Origin of the sequence: Synechococcus sp. CCY9201 (genome assembly GCF_034931105.1) — a bacterium.
Taxonomy (GTDB): domain Bacteria; phylum Cyanobacteriota; class Cyanobacteriia; order PCC-6307; family Cyanobiaceae; genus CBW1002.
The window spans coordinates 24,678-46,693 of sequence record NZ_JAYGIC010000082.1 but is presented as its reverse complement, the minus strand read 5'-3'; the positions used below and the strand labels follow the sequence as shown (position 1 = coordinate 46,693).

The window sequence follows — 22,016 nt, the reverse complement described above, 5'->3', positions numbered from 1 at the left end:
CGCGTCAGCGGCGGTTGGGGGAGAGGACGTCAGGGAGTGGCGTCGACAAACCTGGAGTCGAGCAGTCCGTCGAGCTTGGGAGGCGTCTTGGCCAAGCCCACCTCCTGGAGGAAGAGGCTGATCTGGTCTGCCGCGAAGGGAAGAGAGGCCATCGTGTTGCCGGGCTTGAAGGCCTCCCGGTTCTGCTCCAGGGTGAGAATCGTGGTTCCGGCGTCGTAGGCCTTGTACTCCTCTTCGCTCACACCGGCACGCTTGGCCAGAATCGCCAGCGTGGGTCCGGGTTCCGCCTTCATCGTGGCAAGCGTGGCAAACCAGGCATCGACGATTTTCTGGACCTTCTCAGGATTTTTTGCCACGAACTCCGTGCGGCAGACCAGATGGTCGCTGATGGCGCCAGGGAAGTCCTTGGAGGAGAACAGGGTGGTGCTGCCCTCACGCTTGAGGGCCTGGGTCGTGAAAGGAGCAAAGACACCGACCGCGTCCACCTGGCCGGCGACAAAGGCTGCGGCGGCGGCACCGGTTTCCAGAGGAACAAAGGTGATGTCGCTGGAGGAAAGGCCCGCCTTCTTGAGGCCGAGAAGCAGCAGATAGTGATCGACGGTGCCCTCCTCCGCGGCTACCTTCCTGCCCTTGAGATCGGCCACGCTGGTGATGCCTGGAGCCACGATGATCTGATCGTTGCCCGTTGAGTTGTCGTTGGTGAGCACCACCTGCAGATCGGCGCCACCAGCGATCGAACTGATCGTGTCACCGAGCGTCTGGCTGTTGCAATCGAGCTGGCCGGCATTCAGCGCGTTGATCGAGTCGAGATACCCGTCGAACCACTGCAGCGTCACGGGCACACCGGCGGCGGTGAACAACCCCTTCTCATCCGTCACCTGCCAGGGAATCCAACCCGGCCAAGCGCTGAAGCCGATCCGAACAGGCACCTCGGTACCGGTGGGCTTCTGGCAAGCCGCCAGCAGGCCGCTGCCAAGCGCAGCCATCAGGATCAAGGACAGACTAAGGAGGCGCCCCCTGCGGGCACCGCGACCAGCAGAGCTGTGGGGGCGAAGTGGGAAACGAAGACGCATGGGGGATCAAATAATCAGGGAACAGGTGACCAGGAGTGGGGTGACGTCAGGAGCTGGCCGGCTCGATCGTCTGGAGATTGACAGGGACGGTGATGTCACAAGTCATTGGGTTCAGCCGGTGTGATGGAAACGTGGAGGAGTGCTCAGAAGAACTCGAGATAGCGCTGCCGTTCCCACTCGGAAATGGAACCGTGATAATCGGCCCATTCCTGACGTTTGTAGGTCACAAAGGCGTCGAACATGGCATCACCGAATACAGAGCGGCATAATGGATCGGCTGCAAAAGAATCAATCGCTTCCTCCAAGGTCCTTGGCAGCAGGGTCAGGCCTCGACGCTGCCGTTCTTCTGGGCTGAGGGTGTAGGCGTTGTCGAGGTTGGGTGGGCCAGGATCGAGCTGCTTTCGGATTCCCTCCAGCCCTGCCGCCAGCATCAGTGCCGATCCCAGATAGGGATTGCAGGAGATATCTGCAGCGCGGCATTCCAGCCGCGATCCCGCCGATGGAATCCGCAGCATATTGGTGCGATTGTTGTTGCCATAGCTGATGAACACCGGCGCCCAGGTGAAGCCCGACATGCTCCCCTGCATCACCAACCGCTTGTAGCTGTTCACAGTGGGGGCGATCACCGCACAGATCGCAGGCGCATGGCGCAGTACGCCGGCGATGAACTGACGGGCCAGCTGGCTGATGCCACCATCCTCACCAGCCTCAGGCGCGAACAGATTGCTGCCGCTGTTCAGATCCGCCAGCGACATATTGTAGTGGGCGCCGCTACCGGTTCGGTTCGCGAACGGCTTCGGCATGAAGCTGGCGATCAGGCCATGGCGCTGGGCGATCTCCTTGGCCATCAGGCGAAAGAAGATCAGCCGATCCGCCATGGTGAGCACATCGGCATAGGCGAAATCCACCTCGAACTGGCCATTGCCATCTTCGTGATCGAAGGAGTACACGCCCCAGCCGAGGCTGTTCATGGCCTGCACCAGCTCATCGAGCCAGTCGAGGTTGTCGAGCAGGCCGATCAGGTCGTAGCAGGGTTTATCGAGGGTGTCTCGGTGGCTGGCAGGTTCCAGGGTGCCGTCCGCACTGCGGCGCAGCACAAAGAACTCCGTTTCAATGCCCAGCTGAAAGCGAAACCCCATCGCCGCAGCCTGCTGACGCACGCGGCCCAGGATCGAACGGCTGCAGGCCTCGAAGGGTTGACCATGCAGATGCAGATCACTGGCCAGCCAGGCCACATCAGGCCGCCAGGGCAACACCGTGGTGCTGGCAGGATCAGGAATGGCAGCCACTTCATCGTCGCTGACGTCCTGAGGCACACCATCCAGGGCGGCTCCGGTGAACAGCTCCGATCCCGCCAGCATGTCGGGGAGATGGTCGATCGGCACCGCCTTGGCCTTGCCGATCCCGTGCAGATCCACGAAGCTCGCCAGGGCGTAGCGAACCCCACGCCGCTGCAGGTGGTCCCGCAGGGCGGCAGGATCGCTGGGAAGCGAGCCAGGGGTGACCTGGGGCTGGGTCAATGACGACACCATCAAGCCCCCATGAGTGCGGCGGCACTGGCCTGATCGGACCGCACCCTGGGAGAGAGGGTTGTGGATGAGGTTGTGGCATCGCGTTGCCGTTGCAGCCAGTCGTGCCAGGCAGCGAAGCCGATGCCACTGATGGCCGAGAGCTGGAAGACGTCCGCGCGGGGATTGACCTGATGGATATGGGCTTCGATCCGCTCCACGTCCACAGGCAGATAGGGCAACAGATCCACCTTGGTGATCAACACACAATCCGCTTCGCGGAACATCACCGGATACTTGAGCGGTTTGTCATCGCCTTCGGTGACACTGAGCAGGGCCACCTTGCGGTGCTCGCCCACCTCGAATTCAGCCGGGCAGACCAGATTGCCCACGTTCTCCACCCAGAGCAGATCCAGATCAGCCGGGTCAAGGCGCTGACGCAGCAGCGTTAAACCTCCACTCACCATCGCCGCATCCAGATGGCAGGCGCGGCCGGTGGTGATCGGCACCACAGGCACACCCACCGCCTCCAGTCGCTCAGCGTCGAGCTGGGTGGTCATGTCACCCTCCAGCACGGCCATCTGCCAGCGGCTGGCCAGATCGGCGAGGCTGCGCTCCAGCAAGGCGGTCTTGCCGGCACCGGGGCTGCTCATCACGTTGAGGCACAGCAGATTCCAGGCGTCAAAATGGGCGCGGTTGTGCTCCGCCTGGTGCTGATTGGCAGCCAACAGGTTGAGTCCAAGGCTGTCCTCAAGGGGCATGTGCATGGGGGTCAGCAAGAATGAAGAACGGGATCGATCAGTGGTCGCCCTGGAAACCGGGAGTTCAGGTTCACCGGGGAGTGCTCACCGGGGAGAGGGCTCCGAGCCGAGCGACAAAAGGCTGGAGCGGAGGATTTCTGCAGACGGCGGGCTCGGACTGAGGCTTCAGGCCACAGGGCAGGGCTCCGGCACGATCGCTTCGGCCTGTTGCCGAGGGCTTGACCGCAGGCTTGGGCTGGCCGTGCCGTCAGGAGCTGATTGGGCTGGATGAGCCGCATCAGGGAAGCCGTAATCGATGGAGCGGATCTTCAGTTCCCGACCACTGAGGATCTCCTCCATCGGGTGGTTGCAGCAGGGGGACTGGTAGGCCTGCTGCGGATTCGGGCTGTAGGTGGCCTGGCAGACCACACAGCGTGCCTGCAGGGGAATGCGCTCGATCCGTAACTCTGAGCCCGCCAACCACGTCGTCTGAACCGCCGCGGCATAGGTGAACCTCAGGGCATCCGGCTCGACGCAGGTGAAATCACCCACCTGAAGATGCACCACCTCCACCACAGGAACGCGGGGAGCGTGCTGAAGCTTCCACTCCTGCAGCGAGAGCAACAGGCACTTGGTCATATCGACTTCATGCATGGCTCACCTCCAGGCCTGATCCACATGCATGTTGCAGTCCGGGGAGATCCAGGTTGGCTTCTCGCGGCGTGGCAACTGACCACTCACCACCAGGTGAGCCATGGTGTCGCAGATCACCCGGGTGGCCATCAGGGAGGTCATGTCGCTGATGTCATAGGGAGGGGAGACTTCAACGATTTCAAGGCCGCAGACCGGCACATTGCGCACGATCAGTTCGAGCAGTTTCAGGGCCTCGCGCGGCAGCAAGCCACCGGGCTCCGGCCAGCCTGTGCCGGGCACGAAGCCGGCATCGATGCAATCAATGTCGAAGGAGATGTAGACACAGTCCGTGCCGTCAGTGGCCCGCTCGATCGCAAACTTGGCCGCCGCCTCGAGCCCCATCTCGGTGATGTCGGTGACGGTGAGCACATTGGTGCCGCGCTCACGGCAGACCTTCACGCCTTCCCGAGGCACCTGCCAGCCACCGATACCGAGCTGCACCAGGTTCCTGGCCGGGGCATTGGCCATGTTGGTGGCATGAAACCAGGGGCAGGTATGCATCCGCTCATCCAGATCGATCTCCTGCGTATCGACATGGCGATCGAAATGGATGATGCCCACTTTCTTGTCGCCCAGATGGCGGCAGACACCACGCACGGTCGGGAAGCCGATTGAATGGTCGCCACCGAGGATGATCGGGAAGGCGCCACTGGCAAAGACGTGGGCAACGCCCTTGGAGATCTGATCGAAGCTTTTCTCGTTGTTGGCGGGAATGGTGAAGATGTCACCCACGTCGCAGAGCTTGATCGACTCGCGCAGATCCACCCCCATTTCGTAGTTGTAGGGGGTGTAGAGGGCCGAGATGCGGCGGATGCCCTGCGGACCGAAGCGGGTTCCGGGGCGGTAGGTGGTGCCCGAGTCGTGCGGCACTCCCACGATCGCCACATCGAACTCACCTACCCGGTGCACGTCCTCCAGGTAAGGAGCCTTCATGAAGGTATTGATGCCCGCAAAATGGGGCAGCTCACCGCGCGAGAAGGTGGAGATGCGCCGATCGACGATGCTCTCGGCCGCCTCAAGACCCCAGGCGTGGGCCTGATCCACTTCCATCTGCCAGCCCGTCAGCGGCAGGGCCGCTTCCTTCTCTAGAGCCTGCCGCCCTTGCATGCCCAAAGATGGATTGCCGCCGGAGCGCCGGTCAAAGGCAGCGCTGGCGCCACTGGAATCAGTCATGGCACGGGAGTGATTGGGCGTTGCGGTCTCCCGGGCTTTTCTCCCTCCGTGCCGCCGCCGGTGGCGTTCTCCCAGGGGACAACAGCACCAGCGGTGAACCCCTCTCGGACCAGTCATCCCTGAAAAGGGATCGGAACCCTAGGGGCATCTTCCGCAGATTCATCGTGACCGAGGTCGTCGACCGGCAAGGTTCGTTTCGCTACCGAGTGGTGTCGATCGTCAAGGATCACGAAGGCTGTGAAATCGGGGTTTTCCCCTGTTCTGGGCAGTTTTCCCCCATTTTCCGGGGTTTTTCCACAGGTTTCCGCGTGAGACGCAGCCATTGATGGCCGATCCGTAGGCGACTTGGGGGAAAGGCCCCACCCCTTGACCGCTGGCCCCTCGGAGCTCCCCATTCGCAGGTCTGGCCAACCGGTGAGGGGCCAGGCGGAAGGTCCCTCTCCATACCGGAGTGCAACGGATGCAAAAAACCCCCAGGACCGGATGGAGGGCCCTGGGGTTGTTGGTCGGAGTCACCGGCTGAAGCGGTGGATCCATCCTGTCATCAGCGGCAACGCTGCGGAATCAGAACCACTCCATAGCAGCCATGTCCTTGGGATTGGTGTGCTCCTCGGGGGTGTTGCGCTCGAACTGCAGGGTGATGTGGCGGCGCTGCTCGCCATCGGCTGCCACGGCTTCGATCGCGTACAGCTGCTGGCCATCGCGGAAGGGAACCTGGAGGCGGAAGGTGCCATCTGCCGAGAGGGGCACCGTTTCGCCTCCAATGCTGAGCGTCGCGGCCGGGTCGGTGGCGCCATAGACGATCAGTTCGGCGTCAGCCACCAGCCAGAAGCTGCGCTGACGCGCCATCACCCCACCCACGCCAGAGGCCTGCCGGCCGCTAGCCCAGGGTCCGGCACCGGAATCGGTTAGGCCAGCGCGACCAGCCCCATGGAGATCATCGGTGCTGTCCTGAAAGATTTCCGATCCCACACGACGCACCTGGCGCATGGACTGCTGATAGAACCGCTCATGCTGGCCCGTTGGTGCTGCCGGCATGCTCGGCTCAACACTCGCATCGGCCATGGGCAGAACCCCGAGCTCGAAGGGGACAAAAGCATCGGCCACCTCCATGCTGGGTTCCGCGGCAGGCATACGTGCCACTGAGGAGAAGGCCAACGAGAGCCAGCCACCAGCGGAGAGACGGGCGCCAAGCTCGACGCGGTAATCACGATCCGGCATCGGCACCGGCAGGAACCACTCGCTGCTCCTGGATTCGACCACCACTTCCTGAAGGGCATGGGGATGGGCGGTGCCGCCGGAGAGACCTGTCACATCAGCCACGCGCAGGCAGAGACTGGTGGCGCCTGAGGCGGCCATCCGTTCGCGATCCTCCTGGGAGATGGTCCAGAAGCAATAGGCCCAGGAGGGATCGCGTGGCAAGAACACCACCTGCGTCTGCATCGCCTCCACAGACACCGGAACCACCGGTTCAGGACTGACGCCATCGGTGGGTTCAGAGATGGAGACAGGCATCGGGGCGGCAGACCCAGCCTCTGGACTGCTTTCGCCGTAGGGAATCTGGGTTCGCTTACCAATCGCCTGAACCAAGCCCTCTTTGGTGGCAAGGCTGTAGCGAGGCAACCCCAGGCTGCTGGCGAGTTGACGAAGCTGTCGAATCGTGAGGTTGGAGAGATTGGCTACGGCTTTACCCAGGGACTCCATCGGCTTCGTTCAGATTTGTGACATCCATCGTCGGGGAATCCCGCCGTTTTCGGATCGCGTTGTCAGCAGATCGCCACCGGATCCGGGATCGCGATCCCAGCACGAGCCACCGCACGACCGGCGCTCGCCTCAATCCCGGTGCACCGCCAGGGCAGCCAGCACGCCTCCGGCAAATCCCGAGGCGTGACCGATCCAGCTGACTCCAGGCGGGGTCAGAAAGGGCAGGAGGGTCGGGATCAGGCCCCCGTAGCCCACCAAGGCAACCAACGTGATCAGGATCGAGAGCGGGCGCCGCTCCAGCACACCAATCAGGAGAAGATAACCGAGCAAGCCATACACAACTCCAGACAATCCGTGGCTGCCGATTGGCCAGAACAGCCACACCGGGATGGCGGTGAGGTAGACGCCGATCCATACCGCGAGATAATCACGATGACTTTTGGCCAGCACCAGCCAGGACAGCGGCAGGAACCAGACGGAGTTGCTGATCAGGTGAGCGAAACCGCTGTGGCTGAAGGGGGCGGTGAGCACCCCGAGAAATGATCCACCGCGCACCATCGGCAGATTCCAGGTTCCGCCGAAGAAGATCTGATCGATCAATTCCTGGGTCCAGGGAATCGCCAGAATCAACAGGGGCAGCACTGCCGTCGTTCCAGCCCGGGCCAAGGCCCGATCCAGGCGTTGAGAGAGGCTGTCGGCCATGCACAGAAGGATGGGAGGTTCAGTCTGAACCCGCCAGCCGTTCTCCTGTCGACACGATGATGGGCTCAGCCTGCCTGTTCGAGCGTGCCCACCCGCGCCGGCCAACCGTTCCCGAGCGAATCTCCGACCCTTGGCAGCACGCCGGGGATGGCTCCATCGGCCCTGCCCCCCGACCCCCCCGCTGGTGAGATGGCCGCCGAGCCTGGCGATCAGCCGTTGCTGCTGAGCAGTGAGCAGCTCGCCGTCTTCAATCGCCGCCGCGATGACGAGGGCTGGGCTCAGCTGATCGGCCATCTCACCCTGCTGGGGCTGGGCGCGGCGCTGTGGATCACACCAACCGCCCTGATCCCCGCTGCTTCGCCACCGCTGCTTCTGGTGGTGAAGCTGGTAGGGGTGCTGCTGCTGGGCTGGGCCCTGGCCTTCGGCTTCTGCGCCATGCATGAATGCGGCCATCGCACCGCCTTCGCCAGCCGTTCGATCAACGATACGGTGGCCTGGTGGATGGGCGTTCTGAGCTTCTACAACGCTGATTTCTACCGCCGCTATCACCAGTGGCACCACCGCTTCACCCACCAGATCGGGCTGGATCCGGAGCTGGAGGACGCACCACCGAGCACCCTGCCGGCCTACCTGCTGGAGCTGAGCGGACTGCCCTGGTGGCTCGGCAAGATTCAGGGCCATTGGCGCGCGCTCCGGGGCGACTTCGCCGGCGCCCCCTACATCCCCCCGGAGGCCACCGCCGCGGTCGCCCGTTCGGTGCGCCTCCAATTTGCGGTCTACGCCGCTGTTCTGTTGGTCTCGATTCCGCTGGGTAGGCCGCTGCTGCTGTTCGACTGGCTCCTGCCTCTGGCGGTGGGCCAGCCGCTGCTGCGGTTTGTGCTCCTCGCCGAACACGGGGGCTGCAGCACCAGCGCCGATGGGTTGCGCAATACCCGCACCACCCTCACCCTGGCGCCGCTGCGCTGGCTGATGTGGAACATGCCGTTCCATACGGAACACCATCTCTACCCGTCCCTTCCTTTCCACGCCCTGCCCCAGGCCCACGACCAGCTGGCCCCCCAACTGGTCCATTGCTCCCCGGGTTATCTGGCGGTGCATCGCGGCTTCCTGGGCAACCTGGCGGCTCTGGCCCTGTGAGCAGCGGCGACCCGGGCAGCAACCTCGATCAAACCTTCGAGCTCGGTGATGTTTCGCTGGCCTGCGGCCGCATCCTTCCCCAGGCCCAGCTGCGCTACCGGGTCTACGGAACCCTGGCCGCTGATCGCTCCAATCTGGTGCTCTATCCCAGTTCCTACGGAGCCCGGCCAGACGACATCGACTGGGTGGTGGGACCGATCCTCGACCCCGAGCACTGGTGCATCGTGCTGGTGAACCAGTTCGGCAACGGCGTGTCGAGCAGTCCCAGCAACAGCGACCTCGGCTTGCCGGAGAACGGCTGGTTGCTGGATCACCGCGACAACCTGCGGGCCCAGGTGCGGTTGCTGGAAGAGGTGTTCAAGGTGGAGCGACCGGCCCTGGTCTACGGCTGGTCGATGGGGGCCCAGCAGGCCTATCACTGGGGAGTGCTGGAACCGCAGCGGGCTCAGCGCCTCTGCTGTCTCTGTGGCACAGCCCGCACCACCCCCCACAATCGTCTCTTCCTGCTCAGCCTGCGCCAGGCTCTCACCGCTGATCCCTGCTGGAACGGCACGGGCTTTGAGGGGGTTCCAGAGGCGGGGCTGCGCACCTTTGCACTGATCTATGCCAGCTGGGCCGCCAGCCAGCCCTTCTACCGGGCGGAGCCCTACCGGCGGCAGGGCTACGCCAGCGTGGAGGAGTACGTGGAGCAGGCCTGGTTGCCGGCCTACCGGCGCCACGATCCCCACGACCTGCTCACCATGCTGGATGTGTGGCTGGCCAACGACGTGGCCGCCGCGGCAGGTTGCGGCGATGATCTCGCGGCAGCCCTGGGCCGGATCACGGCCGACACCCTGGTGATGGCCGGCAGTCACGACCTCTATTTCACGCCGGACGACTGTGCCGCCGAGGCCCGCCTGATCCCCGGGGCGCAGTTCCGCCGGATCGAGTCGGTGCTGGGCCACCGGGCCGGAAACCCGCGCGATGCTCCGGAGGTGCAGGCCGTGATCCGAGCGGCACTGGACACGCTGCTCGCCGACGCGCTGACGAACGACTGATCCCCGTTCGCCTTTCTCCACTCACCCCGACTTCGACCCACCTCTTCACCGTTGAGCCCCCGCATGACCGACCTGGCTCGCTACGCCGCCGACCACAACCTGCGTCATGTCCTGTTCTCCTTCTGCGATCTGTTCGGGGTGCAACGGGCCAAGCTGGTGCCGGCCACGGCGGCGGCGGCGATGGCCGACAGCGGTGCCGGCTTCGCGGGCTTTGCTGCCTGGCTGCACATGAGCCCGGCCGATCCGGATGTGCTGGCCATCCCGGATCCCGCCAGCTTGATGGTGCTGCCCTGGCAGCCGACTGTGGCCTGGGTCGCCACCGATCTGGTGGTGGAGGGAATCCCGCTGGAGCAATCGCCACGGCGGGTGCTGCAGCGCCAGCTGGAACGGGCGGCGGCCCAGGGTCTGCATTTCCGCACCGGCGTGGAACCTGAGTTCTTCCTGCTCGACCCGGAACGGGGAGTGATCGCCGATCGCCACGATCAGCAGAGCAAACCCTGCTACGACCAACTTGCCCTGATGCGCAACTATCCGCTGATCAGTGAACTGCTCGATGGCATGGAAACCCTGGGCTGGGGCCCGTACCAGGCCGACCACGAAGATGCCAACGGTCAGTTCGAGATCAACTGGACCTTCGCCGATGCCCTGATCACGGCGGACCGCCACGCCTTCTTCCGAGTGATGGCCCAGGCGGTGGCGGAGCGCTACGGCCGCTGGGTGAGCTTCGCCCCCAAGCCGGTCGCCGAGCTCACCGGCAACGGTGCCCATCTCCATTGCTCCCTCTGGGACGATCAGGGTCGCAACCTGTTCCACGATGGTGCGGGGCCCCTGGGCCTGTCGAAGCTGGCGTATCACTTTCTGGGCGGGTTGCTGGCCCATGCGCCCGCCCTCTGCGCCCTCACCAATCCCATCTCTGCCAGCTATCGGCGGCTGGCCCGCACCAACACCGCCTCCGGCTCCAACTGGTCGCCGGGCTGGATCAGCTACGGCGGCAACAACCGCACCCACATGGTGCGGATTCCAGACGATCAACGGCTGGAGCTGCGCCTGCCCGATGGTGCCACCAATCCATATCTGCTGCAGGCCGGGGCGCTGGCCGCCGGCCTGGATGGCATCGCGCGCCAGCTCGATCCCGGCCCGCGCAGCGATGCCGACACCGATGCCACCCCACCGTCCGCCGATCAGGCGGCACGCCTGCCATCCAGCCTGGCCGAAGCCCGTGATGCCTTCCGGCAGGACAGGATCCTGCGTGAGGCGCTCGGTGAAGCGTTCTGCACGGCGTACGAGGCCCTGCAACCGGCCTGATCCGTTCCGGTTGGCAAGCAGGGCCGCCATGCTTCAGGCTTGAGACCAAGGCAATGCAGGCCTGAGGCCCATGGCGACGACGACCCCACACACAGCCACTCCCTCCGGAGCTGATCCCGCACCACCCCGCCTTCAGGCCTGGCGTCTGGGGGCTGTTCCGCTGCTGGCGCTGCTGCTGCCCCTGGAACTGGCTCTGCAGCCGGGAGGCGTTGCAGCGGTGGAGGCCCAACCGGGTGGTGGTGCCGCTGCGCCGGCTCCCGCCGCCACTGAACCAGCCCCCGCCTCAGACAACGGCGAGGCACCTGGAGCCCGCGAAAAGGCATTGCTGGAGAAAATCCGCAGTCTCAAGGCACCCCGCTGGCGTGTCTTTGGCGCCTGCCGCTACGACTGGGCCGGCTGGCGGCTGGCCGAGGGCAATGTGCGCACTACGGGCGTTTCGTGCGGCGACCCGCCTGTGACCGGCAGCGTGGCCGTTCATTGTGACACCCTCAAACTTACCCGCCGGGTGGGTGAGAGCCCCTGGGAGACCTGGCGGCTGCCCTTCTCCCGCGGCGAATCCACCACCCTGGGCGGTGAGGACGAAATGATGGCCAACCTCTGCGCCAACGTCACCCCGGCCTCAACCCCAGCCACCCCGCCCCCGGCTGGCCAGTCAGCCGGGACGGACAATGCGGCCCCCAGGTCAGCAGCACCGAAGACGACGACCCCGAAGCCTGCGGTGCCGAAGACTGCTGCCCCGAAAACCTCCACACCGCAGCCAGCAGCACCGAAAGCGGCGCCCCCCAAAACCTCAGCACCAAAACCAGCGGCACCCTGAGCAACGCTCACGTCAACCCAGACATGCGAGCGAAGCACGGGCATTGGCCCTACTTCGCCTCCATCCAGTTGGGTCCCACACCGGTCTCCACCCTCAGCGGAACCGAGAGCCTCACGGCCCCTTCCATTGTGCGACGGGTCAGTGCCAGCACCTCCTCCACCGCCTCCGGGGCACTTTCGAGCACCAGTTCATCGTGAACCTGCAGCAGAAGCCGAGCCGCCAGGGAGCGGCTCTGCAGCTCTCTCTGCAATTGAATCATCGCCAGCTTGATGATGTCTGCCGAAGAGCCCTGAATCGGTGCGTTGGCAGCCGCCCGCAACTGCTGGGCTTCCAGACCGCCACGATGGGCCACCGCGAGGTCGATCGAAAGCGGATCCTTGCCGAGCAAGCGCCCCAGCCCATGGGGATCAAAGGCGAAGGGCCGTCGGCGGCCCAGGATCGTTTCCACATAGCCACGGGAGAGAGCCAGCCGTTCCTGCAACTCCAGGAAGGCGAACACCTTCGGGTAGCGCTGCTTGTACTTGCTCAGGAACTCCTTGGCGACGGCCTGGCTGACGCCGGTCTCGCGCGCGAATCGCTGGGCACCCATGCCGTAGATCACCCCGAAGTTGATCGTCTTGCCGAGGCGGCGCTCTTCAGGAGTGACCTCCTCCTTCTCGAGCAGCAACCTGGCGGTGAGGGCATGCACATCGTCGCCACTGCGGTAGGCCTGCAGCAGCACCTCCTCGCCCGAGAGGTGGGTGAGGATGCGCAGCTCGATCTGGGAGTAATCGGCGCTGATCAGCTGCCAGCCCTCCTGGGGCAGAAACGCCTTGCGAATCCGGCGACTGAACTCGGTGCGGATTGGGATGTTCTGCAGGTTGGGATTGCTGCTCGAGAGCCGCCCGGTGGCGGTCACGGCCTGGTTGAAATCCGTATGTACCCGACCGGTTTCAGGCTCAACCAGGGCCGGGAGCGCATCCACGTAGGTGCTCTTGAGCTTGCTGAGGGTGCGGTGCTCCAGCACAAGCGGTACGACCGGATGGGCATCTTCCAGCTTTTCCAGAACGGCTGCGTCGGTGCTCCAGCCGGTTTTGGTCCTCCGCGATTTCTTGCGGTCAAGACCCAGGGTGTCGAACAGCAGCTCACCCAGCTGTTTGGGTGACGCGAGGTTGAACTCAACGCCTGCGGCTTGCTTCGCTCGCTGCTCCAGGCTGGCCAGAGCGTCGGCGAGCTCCTGACTCAGGCTGCTCAGATAGGTGCTGTCAATGCGGATGCCTGTGGCTTCCATCAGCGCCAGCACAGGTTCGAGCGGGAGCTCCACCTGTTCCAACAGCGTGGGCAGAGCCTCCCCGAGCTCGCTCAGCTGCTGCTTCAGCAGCCCGGTGAGCCTCCAGGTCAAGTGCACATCCATGCCGCAGTAGGAGGCAGCTGCCTCGATCGGCACCGCGGCGAAAGTGGCACCTTTCGGCACCAGCGCCGAAAATCCGATTGGGTTGAAGCCGAAGTTGCGCTGGGCCAGGGCCTCGAGACCGTGTTTGGCATTGGCATCGCGGAGATAATCCGCCAGGAGCGTGTCCATCACCACCCCGGCCAGAGGCAGGCCGTGCCGCAGCAACACCAGCCGGTCGTATTTGGCGTTCTGCAGGGTCTTGGGATGCTGGGCACTGGCAAGCCAGGGAGCCAGCGCCCTGAGCACCTGATCCAGTGGCAGCTGGGTCATGGGGAGCGGTGAAGCCTCCTGCAGCGCCGCAGGATCCGGAGGCTCGTGGCCGATCGGGATGTAAGCGACATCCTCCAGGCCATTCCCCCAGCAGAACCCGATCCCCACCAGTTCAGCCTGGAAGGGATTGAGGCTGGTGGTTTCGGTATCAAGGGCGATGGGGGCCGAAGAATCCGTGGCAGCCATCAGCCGGACGATCAGCCTCTCCAGCTGCTCGTTGCTGTGAATCAGCTCGGGCTTGAGAGCTGGCGGGGCGGATGTTTCCTCCCCAGCACCCGAAGTCACCCCAGCCCCAGTGGTCGCGGCCGGGGATGAACTGACCTCGGCCGCGGGGGTGACCGCTGCAACGGCAGCCATTGCCCCGGAGGCCGTTGTCGCGGCCGTGGCTTCCACCGCCACCGAAGCAGGGTTCGGTGCATCGGCCGAGAAAACGAGGCTGAAGCTGGGGGCCTGGCGCATCAGGCTGAACAGCTCCAACTCCTCAAGGGCACCGGCCAAAGCCTCCCCATTCACCTGACCCAGCCGCAGGCGCGGCTCCCTGGGCAAGGGAATGTCCACAAGGATCTCCGCCAACATGCGGGAGCGATAGGCGTTCTCCTTGTCGGCGCTGAGCTTGCCCTTCAAAGCCCCCTTGATCGCGCCCTTGCTGGCTTTGGCGCCCTCAAGCGCTTCAAGGGCTGCATAGACGCCATCGAGATCACCGTTCTCGCGGAGCAGGGTGATCGCAGTCTTGGGACCCACGCCCTTCACGCCGGGAATGTTGTCGGAGCTGTCGCCGGTGAGAGCCTTGAGATCCACTACCTCCTCCGGCGGCACACCGAGCTTGGCGATCACACCCTCGCGGCGGATCTCCACAGGACCCGAATTCTTCACGTAAGGACCGCCGCCCATGTACAGCACGGCGATATCCCGCTGGTCATCCACCAGTTGGAACAGATCGCGATCGCCCGAAAGGATGCGCACACGCCAGCCGGCATCCGCCCCGCGATTGGCCAGGGTGCCGAGCACGTCATCGGCCTCGAACCCCGGGGCCATGCAGATGGGGAGGTCGAGCGGGCCCGCGAGGATGTCCTGCAGGTTGGCCAGGTCTTCGAAAAAGTGCTCCGGGGCTTCATCCCGGTGGGCCTTGTAGGCCTCATCCGCCTCATGACGAAAGGTGGGGCCGGCCGTGTCAAAGGCAATCACCACCCCTTGGGGCGACAGACCACGGGCGTTGTCAAGAAGAGCCTTGAGAAAGCCGTAGGTCACGCTGGTGGGCACGCCGGCCTTGGTCGCCAGGCCGCCGTCACCTCCCTTGGCGAAGGCATAGAAACTGCGGAAAGCGAGGGAATGGCCATCCACCAACAGCAGAAGTGGCCTCTTGCTACCGGGAGGGGAGACAACCTCGTCGGTCGCGCACGGCTGCGATGCAGCGGGATGGCCCTTCTCGATCAACGATGCCATGCCGCCATGCCGGTCGGACCCTGCAGATCACTCCAGCCTGCCAGAGGAGGGCAAGCCCTTCCCGGTCCTTTGCGGCATCCTGGGTCCGAACCGCAGCTGCGACTCGCCGCCATGGCCCGCACCGCCCGCCGCTATGACATTCATCTGTTACTTGTCGGCGGCCAACGCGAAGTCATCCACTTCGCCACGCTGGAGGCCTTTCAGCAATGGTACGGCGAAGTTCTCACCGCATCCGCACCGGAAGCCTTTGTGAATGTGCCGATCAGGGATCTGGAGGGTGAATACCTGGTGGTGCGCCCCAGTGCTGTGATCGGCATCCGGGTCGAGCCCCAGTTCGGATCGGTGGATGACTGAGCTCCACCGGAGGCTTCCCGCATGACTCCGGAGAAGCTGACTTTGCTGTGGGGCATCACGGTGTTCTCCGGAGCCGTGGCCCAGACCCTCGCCCTGCTCACCGGTCTGCCGGGGGTTGTGTTGCTGCTCTCTGCAGGCCTGCTGATCGGCCGCTCGGGGCTGGGATTGGTCGAACCGCTCGATCTGGGAATCGGCCTCGAGACCGTGGTGGGCCTGCTGGTGAGCCTGGTGCTCTTCGACGGCGGCATCAACCTGCGTCTGCCCGGCGATGCCCTCAAGTGGCTCGTGGTGCGCATCGTGCTGGTGCGTCTGGTGCTGGCCCTGGTGGGAGGCCTGCTGGCGGCCCATTGGCTGGCTGGCCTGAGCTGGCAACTGGCCAGTGTCTTCAGCGCCATCGTTTTGGCCACCGGGCCCACGGTGGTCACCCCGCTGGTGCGGCAGATCGGCCTGATGCCCCCCCTGGGGGAGGTGCTGGAGGGTGAGGGGCTGGTGCTCGAACCGATCGGTGCGGTGCTGGCGCTGCTCCTGCTCGAGCTGGTGCTGGGCGATCTGCAGGGCTGGCGATCCGTGGCCACCGGTCTGCTGCTGCGCCTCGGGGTGGGGCTGGTGGTGGGCCTGGTGTGTGGAGCCCTGCTGGCTGAAGCCCTGAGGCGCCTGCCCTCCAGCTCCCGGGCCGGCCTGCGGCTGCAGCTCACCCTGGGGGTGCTGTTCCTGATGTATTCCTCCTGTGAACACTGGTTGCCTGAATCGGGCCTGCCGGCTGCTGTAGCGGCTGGAGTGGTGGTGGGGCGCCGCCCCGATACCAATGCGGAGGAACTCGACGGGCTGATTCGTCAGCTGGCCCAGTTGGCGATCACGATGCTGTTTCCGCTGCTGGCGGCCGATGTCAGCTGGGCGGAGCTGAGCCCGCTCGGCTGGGGCGGGGTGGCCTGCGTGCTGGCCCTGATGGTGGTGGTGCGTCCGGTGGCAATTGGCCTGGCCACCTGGGGCATGGGGTACACCCTGCCCCAGCGCACCCTGCTCAGCTGGCTGGCACCACGAGGGATCGTCACCGCAGCCGTGGCCAGCCTGTTCGCCATTCGTCTCGAGGAGGCGGGTGTGGTTGGGGCAGGCCGGCTGCAGGGGTTGGTCTTCCTCACGATCCTGATGACCGTCGGGCTGCAGGGACTCAGTGCCCGGCTGCTGGCCCAACGGCTGCAGCTGATCAGTCCCGTCGATCCCGAGGCCGACTGCCCTGAGGCCGGCGACCCCCGGAGCGGCAACGCAGACGCCGGCAAAGCCACCGCAGAAGCCTCAGCCTGAGGCCAGTCGATGCAACCCCTGCTCAGGGGGTGAAGAAGGTTCCATCAGGTGGCCAGCTAGCTGATCGGGGCTCAGCGGATGGCCGTGGGCCTCACAGGCAGCGCTCGATGCGCTGAAGATCCTCGCCGTCATGGTGCAGCAGCAACCAGGTGCTGAGCAGGTCTGGGCCCTGGAGGCTGCCCAAGAGGGCAGCCCGCAGACTTTTCATCAGGACTCCCTTCTTGACATCGGCCGCCTTGCAGGCAGCGCCCAGCAGCTGCTGGGCCTGCTCCGCCTCCAGCGGGGCCTCGACACCATGGCCGCGCAGCGACTCCAGCAGGGCAGCCAAGGCTGCCTGGGCTGGGGCGGAGCCGATCTGGTCGCGCGCAGCTGGATCCAGCTCCGGCCGCTCGAAGAAGGGTTTGGCTTGGTCCACACCATCGGCGAGCAAGGTGAGGGAGGGGCCGATCAACTCGCAAAGCGCCTGTTGCCAGGATTGACTCTGTGACGCTGCAATCTGTGCTGGCTTGATTGGATCTGACTCGATCGGGTCTGACGACTGGATCGGATCAGCCTCGATCTGGGCAGATGGAATCCAGCCTTGCTCGGCCCAGAGCGGCAGGAGCTGCTCTCTCAGTTCGCTGGGAGGCAGGGCATGCAGGATCTGGCCGTTCAGCCAGTTCAGCTTGTCCCAGTCAAAGCGGGCGCCAGCTTTGTTGACGCGCTCGAAATCGAACACGGCGGCAGCTTCGCTGAGGGTGAACCGTTCCCCCATGCCTTCCGGCGGCGACCAGCCCAGCAGGGTCATGTAATTGGCGAGGGCGACAGCGTCATACCCCATGCCGCGGAAGTCGCTGATCGAGGTGACACCATCGCGCTTGGAGAGCTTGCGGCCCTCCTTGTTGAGGATCAGCGGCGTGTGGGCGAAGACCGGCTGGGGCAACCCCAGGGCGTCGTAAAGCAGCAGCTGCTTGGCCGTGTTGGCGATGTGGTCTTCGCCGCGGATCACGTGGGTGATCGCCATGGCGGCATCGTCTACCACCACCACCAGGTTGTAGAGCGGGTCCCCGATCCGATCGGCCGGGGCCCTGCGGGCGACCACCATGTCTCCGCCGAGGTCACTGCCGGCCCAGCGCATCGGACCGCGCACCAGATCCGTCCAGCTGATCGTGGCATCGTCATCGATGCGGAAGCGGATCACCGCCTCCCGGCCTTCGGCAATGAAGGCCGCCTCCTGTTCGGGGCTGAGATCGCGGTGGCGATTGTCGTAGCGGGGGGCCTTGCTGGCCGCCGCCTGCTGCTCCCGCATCGCCGTCAGCTCGGCCTCGGTGGCGTAGCAGCGATAGGCATGGCCGCTGGCCAGCAACTGCTCGATCGCCATCCGATGCTCCGCCAGACGGGTGCTCTGAATCACCGGATCCCCGTCCCAGTCCAGACCCAGCCAGGCCAGGCCCTCCAGGATGTTGTCGGTGTACTCCTGCCGGCTGCGCTCCTTGTCAGTGTCCTCGATGCGCAGCAGAAACTGGCCACCTTGGCGCCGGGCGAAGAGCCAGTTGAACACGGCTGTCCGCGCAGTGCCGATGTGCAGCGTGCCGGTAGGACTGGGAGCCAGACGAACCCGTACCGTCACCTTCGGCGATCTCCGGATGAATCAAAAACGGGACTGACGGGGCTCGAACCCGCAACTTCCGCCGTGACAGGGCGGTGCTCTAACCGATTGAACTACAGTCCCAGCCGGGCCAGAAGCACGACCAGTGGCAACCTACAACAGCAACAATCTTCGAAGAGATCCGCTGGATCAAAGTCCTTTGGATTGAAACCCGAAGATCAAACCTGAACGCGGTGGCCGTGGCGGCGGACGTTACCGCCCTCCGACCCAATGAGTATCGGCGTTCACCCGTCCATTCGTCAACCGATTGCAGCGCCGCAGGCCGGCAGCCAAACCGGCCGCGGATCAGGCCTGGCGGCACCCTTGCGGAGACCTGGAAAGGGAAAGATCGGGCGTGGTCCACGGCCATCCAACCAGCACCACAAAACCGCCAAAAGACCGAGTCCGTGAGGAATCGGCCATGGCGGCATGGCTGAGGAAGGATGACAACCTCAGCAGCAGAAATCCTGAAGGCGAGAAGCAGATGAAGTTTGAAAGTGATGATCAGAAAGAATCAAGGCGAATGCCGTGAAGACTCACAACTTTCAACCAAGCTACATCTCTACACCACCATCAAGGCTTGGCTCGGTCAGGGCCTGAAACCGGCCGGCTCAATCAGGCGCACCTGATTACCACGGGCTGTGAATTCACGACCTTGATCACTCTGGACAACCACACGGCCACCCGACTTGACACGGATCACACGAGCACGAACCCAGCCGAGGGCAGCTGACTCAAGCACCTTCACCACATCGCCGGGCTGTAGATCCAACTCCATGTTCTGGATGACGAAACGGCATGGGGGGGGACATCGAACGCGCCGTGGAGGACTTGAACCCCCGACATCAGGTTTTGGAGACCTGCGTTCTACCAACTGAACTAACGGCGCAAGGCGATGTCCCCGTTGAAACGAGGGCTGAACCTCAGCGATCGAAGCGCTGCTTCACACGGGTGGCCTTGCCCACCCGGTCTCGCAGATAGAACAGCTTCGCACGACGAACCTTACCGCGGCGCTCCACCTTGATGGAGGCGACCTGGGGGCTGTGGAGCATAAAGACCCGCTCCACACCGACGCCCTGGAAGATCCGGCGCACGGTGATCGTGGAGTTGAGGCCACCGTGGCGCTTCGCGATCACAACCCCCTCGTAGGGCTGGACACGCTCCTTGTTGCCCTCGCGGATGCGGACACCCACCTTGACAGTGTCGCCCACATAGATGTCGGGGAGATCGCTCTTGAGCTGCTCAGCCTCAAAGGCGCGGATCAGATCCTGGGGGCTGAGCCGGCCGGTGGAGGCGCCAGCCGCGGCAGCGGGGGTGGCCACGGCGCTGGTTTCCGCCACGTCGGCTGTCGCTTCAGCCTGGTTCTCTGCGGTCTCTGTCACTGCGGTCTCAGTCACGGGCTGGTCGGTGTTCGGGGGTGGTCCGGAGGTTGGGGGATGGCGGAAGGTCCGTGGGGCACTCTCGCAGCCTGAAACCGCGAGTCCTCTGAATGGCAGTCCGGAGCCTGCGATTCAAAGGGTGCCGTAGCGGGAGCCATCCAGCTCCGCGACACCTGGCCAAACAAGGAGATTACCTTCTCACGTGTCGGCCTCGGGCCTCCCCCCCTGGCATCAGCCCTGAGCAACGCCCTGACGCAGCTTCTGCCATTGGCGCCGCAGGCGCTGGAAGGCCATGGCCGAACCACTGAGCAGCATCGAGACCAGCCCCAGGCCATTCAGCACCACGTAAACGGTTTCACCATGGGGACCGAACCACTGGCGCAGCCATTCGCCCTCGTGCAGCACCATCAGCAGGTGAGCCCGATCCCGATCCCAGCCGGCCCAGTCGCGCAGGACGCGGTAGGCCACCCCACTGGCCACCGTGAGCAGCAGTGGCGCCAGCACGACCGGGGCCAGGCTGCCGTGCCACTGGCGCAGACGCACCACCAGGGAGGGGCGTGGGGCCGCCGGGTTCCTTCCCGCCATCGTTACTCCACGGCAGTGACATCCCCGCCATTGATAACTTGCAACCACGCCTCGTGCATGGCCCGATGAATCTGTTCGCCGATCTGCTGGCCAGCACCACGGCCGCCACCACCAATGGGGTCACCCAGACCGGGCCTCGGATTCAGAAGAGTCGCCGCGGGGTTGAGATCAAATCGGCGCGCGAGGTGGAGACCATGCGCAAGGCCAGCCGCATCGTGGCCACGGTGCTGCGCGAGATCATCGAGCTGGTGGAGCCGGGTATGACCACCACCGATCTCGACCGCCATGCCGAGACCCGCATCCGTGCCATGGGGGCGGTGCCCAGCTTCAAGGGCTACCACGGCTTTCCAGCCAGCATCTGCGCCAGCATCAACAACGAGGTGGTGCATGGCATCCCCAGCCCCAAGCGGGTGATCAAGCCCGGCGACCTGGTCAAGGTGGACACCGGTGCCTACTTCGACGGCTACCACGGCGACAGCTGCGTCACCATCTGCGTCGGTGAGGGAGTCAGCGAAGCAGCCGAGCGCCTGTCCCGCGTTGCGCAGGAATCGTTGATGCAGGGGCTGGCGCGCATCAAGGCCGGCAACACCCTGCTGGACATCGCCGGTGCCGTGCAGGATCACGTCGAAGCGCATGGCTATGCGGTGGTGGAGGACTACACCGGCCATGGCGTCGGGCGCAACCTGCACGAGGAGCCCTCGGTGTTCAACTACCGCACCCGCGATCTGCCCAACATGAAGCTGCGGGCGGGCATGACCCTGGCGGTGGAGCCGATCCTCAATGCCGGCAGCAAGGATTGCCGCACCCTGCGCGACCGCTGGACGGTGGTGACCGTCGACGGGAGCCTCTCAGCCCAGTGGGAGCACACCATCGTGGTGACCAGCGACGGCTGTGAGATCCTCACCGACCGCGACTTCTGAAGCAGGCCGTTCAGGGCTGCGCTGGGGCCCCTGAGCGACCACTGAACAACCTGAAGTACAGCCAGCGGCTCAAGGTCGTCAACGGCATCAGGACATAGGTCAGAGGATTGGGCGTCACAATGATCAGCCCCAGATCCCAGTCCGCCTGGCGCAGGATCTCCCGGGCGACAAAGCCGCTGCTCATCAGCCCGATCGGATTGAGGGCCGAGCGGAACGGCCCGAGAACCAGGCGGCGGAGCCGCAGACCTGAGCCTGGCTTGCCGGCCAGATCCAGGGCCCGCAGGCTGAGCACCTGCCCGAGAAGGCGCTTGCTGATCTCGTAGAGAGGGCTGAGGGCCGGCTGGATCTCCGCTTCCGAGGTGTTGAGCCACACCTCGGGGCGGTGTCGCCCCTGCCGTTCAACCGCGCTGCGCCGCTCGGCAACCTGGGCAAACAGCTCCAGCAGACGCCAGCTGCTCAGGGCATTGACCTCCAGAGAGGTGGCGACTGCGGCACTGTCACGGGCACCGTAGAGATTCACACCATGATTGAGCACGAGCACATCCACGCTCTCCAGCACTGGACTCAGTTCCTCCTCCTGCCCCACCTGCCAGGTGACCTGACGTAAGGGAATCGCCTCGCCGGCCTCGTCCTGGAGCTTCAGCATCGTGGTGCCGTGGGTCAGGGCCACCAGTTCGGCGCCGCGGCAGTGCCAGGCCTTCAGCAGGGCCTTCCCGAGGGCGCCGCTGGCGCCTGTGATGGCCACCGTGGGGCGGCTGCGGAGCGGAAGGTCGGCAGACGGGCCACTCATGGTCTGGCGCGGGGCAGGGATTTCG

19 protein-coding genes, 2 tRNA genes and 1 riboswitch are annotated in these 22,016 nt (G+C 64.8%); of the genes, 7 read left to right on the top strand and 14 right to left on the bottom strand.

Annotated elements, in window-relative coordinates; all coding sequences use genetic code 11:
• Positions 1-29 precede the first annotated feature (29 nt).
• From VB716_RS08105 to VB716_RS08075, 7 genes are all read right to left on the bottom strand, one after another.
• Entirely contained in the window at positions 30-986 is a 957-nt protein-coding gene (locus tag VB716_RS08105; protein WP_231597957.1) for an ABC transporter substrate-binding protein, read from the bottom strand.
• A gap of 230 nt (positions 987-1,216) precedes the next feature.
• Positions 1,217-2,605 carry a type III glutamate--ammonia ligase gene (glnT, locus tag VB716_RS08100; RefSeq protein ID WP_323270200.1) on the bottom strand — a complete coding sequence of 463 codons (1,389 nt, stop codon included), beginning with the start codon at positions 2,603-2,605 and terminating at the stop codon, positions 1,217-1,219.
• Entirely contained in the window at positions 2,605-3,348 is a 744-nt protein-coding gene (gene hypB / locus VB716_RS08095; protein ID WP_323270199.1) for a hydrogenase nickel incorporation protein HypB, read from the bottom strand. Before hypB ends, glnT (VB716_RS08100) begins: the two co-directional genes overlap by 1 nt.
• A gap of 159 nt (positions 3,349-3,507) precedes the next feature.
• The gene (locus tag VB716_RS08090) at positions 3,508-3,975 is read right to left on the bottom strand and encodes a hydrogenase maturation nickel metallochaperone HypA (protein WP_323270198.1); all 468 of its coding nucleotides are present in this window, start codon (positions 3,973-3,975) and stop codon (positions 3,508-3,510) included.
• A 3-nt stretch (positions 3,976-3,978) separates the two neighbouring features.
• On the bottom strand, positions 3,979-5,121 hold the full coding sequence (speB, locus tag VB716_RS08085) for an agmatinase (protein WP_323270255.1): 1,143 nt from the start codon (positions 5,119-5,121) through the stop codon (positions 3,979-3,981).
• Between the two features lie 91 nt (positions 5,122-5,212).
• A riboswitch (guanidine-I (ykkC/yxkD leader) is annotated at positions 5,213-5,340 on the bottom strand.
• Positions 5,341-5,751: 411 nt separating this feature from the next.
• Positions 5,752-6,891, bottom strand: a complete 1,140-nt coding sequence (locus VB716_RS08080) for a DUF4912 domain-containing protein (protein WP_416238093.1) — start codon at positions 6,889-6,891, stop codon at positions 5,752-5,754.
• A 129-nt stretch (positions 6,892-7,020) separates the two neighbouring features.
• Positions 7,021-7,593: a rhomboid family intramembrane serine protease gene (locus VB716_RS08075; RefSeq protein ID WP_197156359.1), complete on the bottom strand. Its 573-nt coding sequence runs from the start codon at positions 7,591-7,593 to the stop codon at positions 7,021-7,023.
• A gap of 189 nt (positions 7,594-7,782) precedes the next feature.
• Here VB716_RS08075 and VB716_RS08070 point away from each other — a divergent pair, with 189 nt between their 5' ends.
• From VB716_RS08070 to VB716_RS08055, 4 genes are all read left to right on the top strand, one after another.
• Positions 7,783-8,730 carry a fatty acid desaturase gene (locus VB716_RS08070; RefSeq protein ID WP_323270197.1) on the top strand — a complete coding sequence of 316 codons (948 nt, stop codon included), beginning with the start codon at positions 7,783-7,785 and terminating at the stop codon, positions 8,728-8,730.
• The gene (locus tag VB716_RS08065; protein ID WP_197156361.1) at positions 8,727-9,767 is read left to right on the top strand and encodes an alpha/beta fold hydrolase; all 1,041 of its coding nucleotides are present in this window, start codon (positions 8,727-8,729) and stop codon (positions 9,765-9,767) included. Before VB716_RS08070 ends, VB716_RS08065 begins: the two co-directional genes overlap by 4 nt.
• A 63-nt stretch (positions 9,768-9,830) precedes the next feature.
• The gene (glnT, locus tag VB716_RS08060; RefSeq protein WP_323270196.1) at positions 9,831-11,072 is read left to right on the top strand and encodes a type III glutamate--ammonia ligase; all 1,242 of its coding nucleotides are present in this window, start codon (positions 9,831-9,833) and stop codon (positions 11,070-11,072) included.
• A 70-nt stretch (positions 11,073-11,142) separates the two neighbouring features.
• Entirely contained in the window at positions 11,143-11,889 is a 747-nt protein-coding gene (locus tag VB716_RS08055) for a hypothetical protein (RefSeq protein WP_197156365.1), read from the top strand.
• Between the two features lie 49 nt (positions 11,890-11,938).
• On the opposite strand, the gene polA is transcribed toward VB716_RS08055, so the two are convergent.
• Positions 11,939-14,932, bottom strand: coding sequence for a DNA polymerase I (polA, locus tag VB716_RS08050; RefSeq protein ID WP_323270195.1), 2,994 nt, complete (start codon positions 14,930-14,932; stop codon positions 11,939-11,941).
• Between the two features lie 213 nt (positions 14,933-15,145).
• On the opposite strand from polA, the gene VB716_RS08045 reads away from it, so the two are divergent.
• Together VB716_RS08045 and VB716_RS08040 are read left to right on the top strand one after the other, a co-directional pair.
• Complete coding sequence (locus VB716_RS08045) at positions 15,146-15,388, top strand: hypothetical protein (protein WP_197156369.1); 243 nt, start codon at positions 15,146-15,148, stop codon at positions 15,386-15,388.
• 21 nt (positions 15,389-15,409) lie between these two features.
• Positions 15,410-16,690: a cation:proton antiporter gene (locus VB716_RS08040; protein ID WP_197156371.1), complete on the top strand. Its 1,281-nt coding sequence runs from the start codon at positions 15,410-15,412 to the stop codon at positions 16,688-16,690.
• Between the two features lie 91 nt (positions 16,691-16,781).
• Here the strand turns inward: VB716_RS08040 and gltX are convergent, their stop codons facing one another.
• From gltX to VB716_RS08015, 5 genes are all read right to left on the bottom strand, one after another.
• Entirely contained in the window at positions 16,782-18,299 is a 1,518-nt protein-coding gene (gltX, locus tag VB716_RS08035; protein WP_323270194.1) for a glutamate--tRNA ligase, read from the bottom strand.
• 28 nt (positions 18,300-18,327) lie between these two features.
• Positions 18,328-18,401 (bottom strand) — tRNA-Asp (locus VB716_RS08030).
• Between the two features lie 732 nt (positions 18,402-19,133).
• A tRNA-Trp gene (locus VB716_RS08025) sits at positions 19,134-19,206 on the bottom strand.
• 34 nt (positions 19,207-19,240) lie between these two features.
• Positions 19,241-19,657 carry a 50S ribosomal protein L19 gene (gene rplS, locus VB716_RS08020; protein ID WP_197159339.1) on the bottom strand — a complete coding sequence of 139 codons (417 nt, stop codon included), beginning with the start codon at positions 19,655-19,657 and terminating at the stop codon, positions 19,241-19,243.
• Between the two features lie 270 nt (positions 19,658-19,927).
• Positions 19,928-20,281: a peptidase gene (locus VB716_RS08015; RefSeq protein ID WP_197156376.1), complete on the bottom strand. Its 354-nt coding sequence runs from the start codon at positions 20,279-20,281 to the stop codon at positions 19,928-19,930.
• A 65-nt stretch (positions 20,282-20,346) separates the two neighbouring features.
• Here VB716_RS08015 and map point away from each other — a divergent pair, with 65 nt between their 5' ends.
• Positions 20,347-21,201 carry a type I methionyl aminopeptidase gene (map, locus tag VB716_RS08010; protein WP_197156378.1) on the top strand — a complete coding sequence of 285 codons (855 nt, stop codon included), beginning with the start codon at positions 20,347-20,349 and terminating at the stop codon, positions 21,199-21,201.
• A gap of 10 nt (positions 21,202-21,211) precedes the next feature.
• Here the strand turns inward: map and VB716_RS08005 are convergent, their stop codons facing one another.
• Complete coding sequence (locus VB716_RS08005) at positions 21,212-21,991, bottom strand: NAD-dependent epimerase/dehydratase family protein (RefSeq protein ID WP_322758592.1); 780 nt, start codon at positions 21,989-21,991, stop codon at positions 21,212-21,214.
• Positions 21,992-22,016 lie beyond the last annotated feature (25 nt).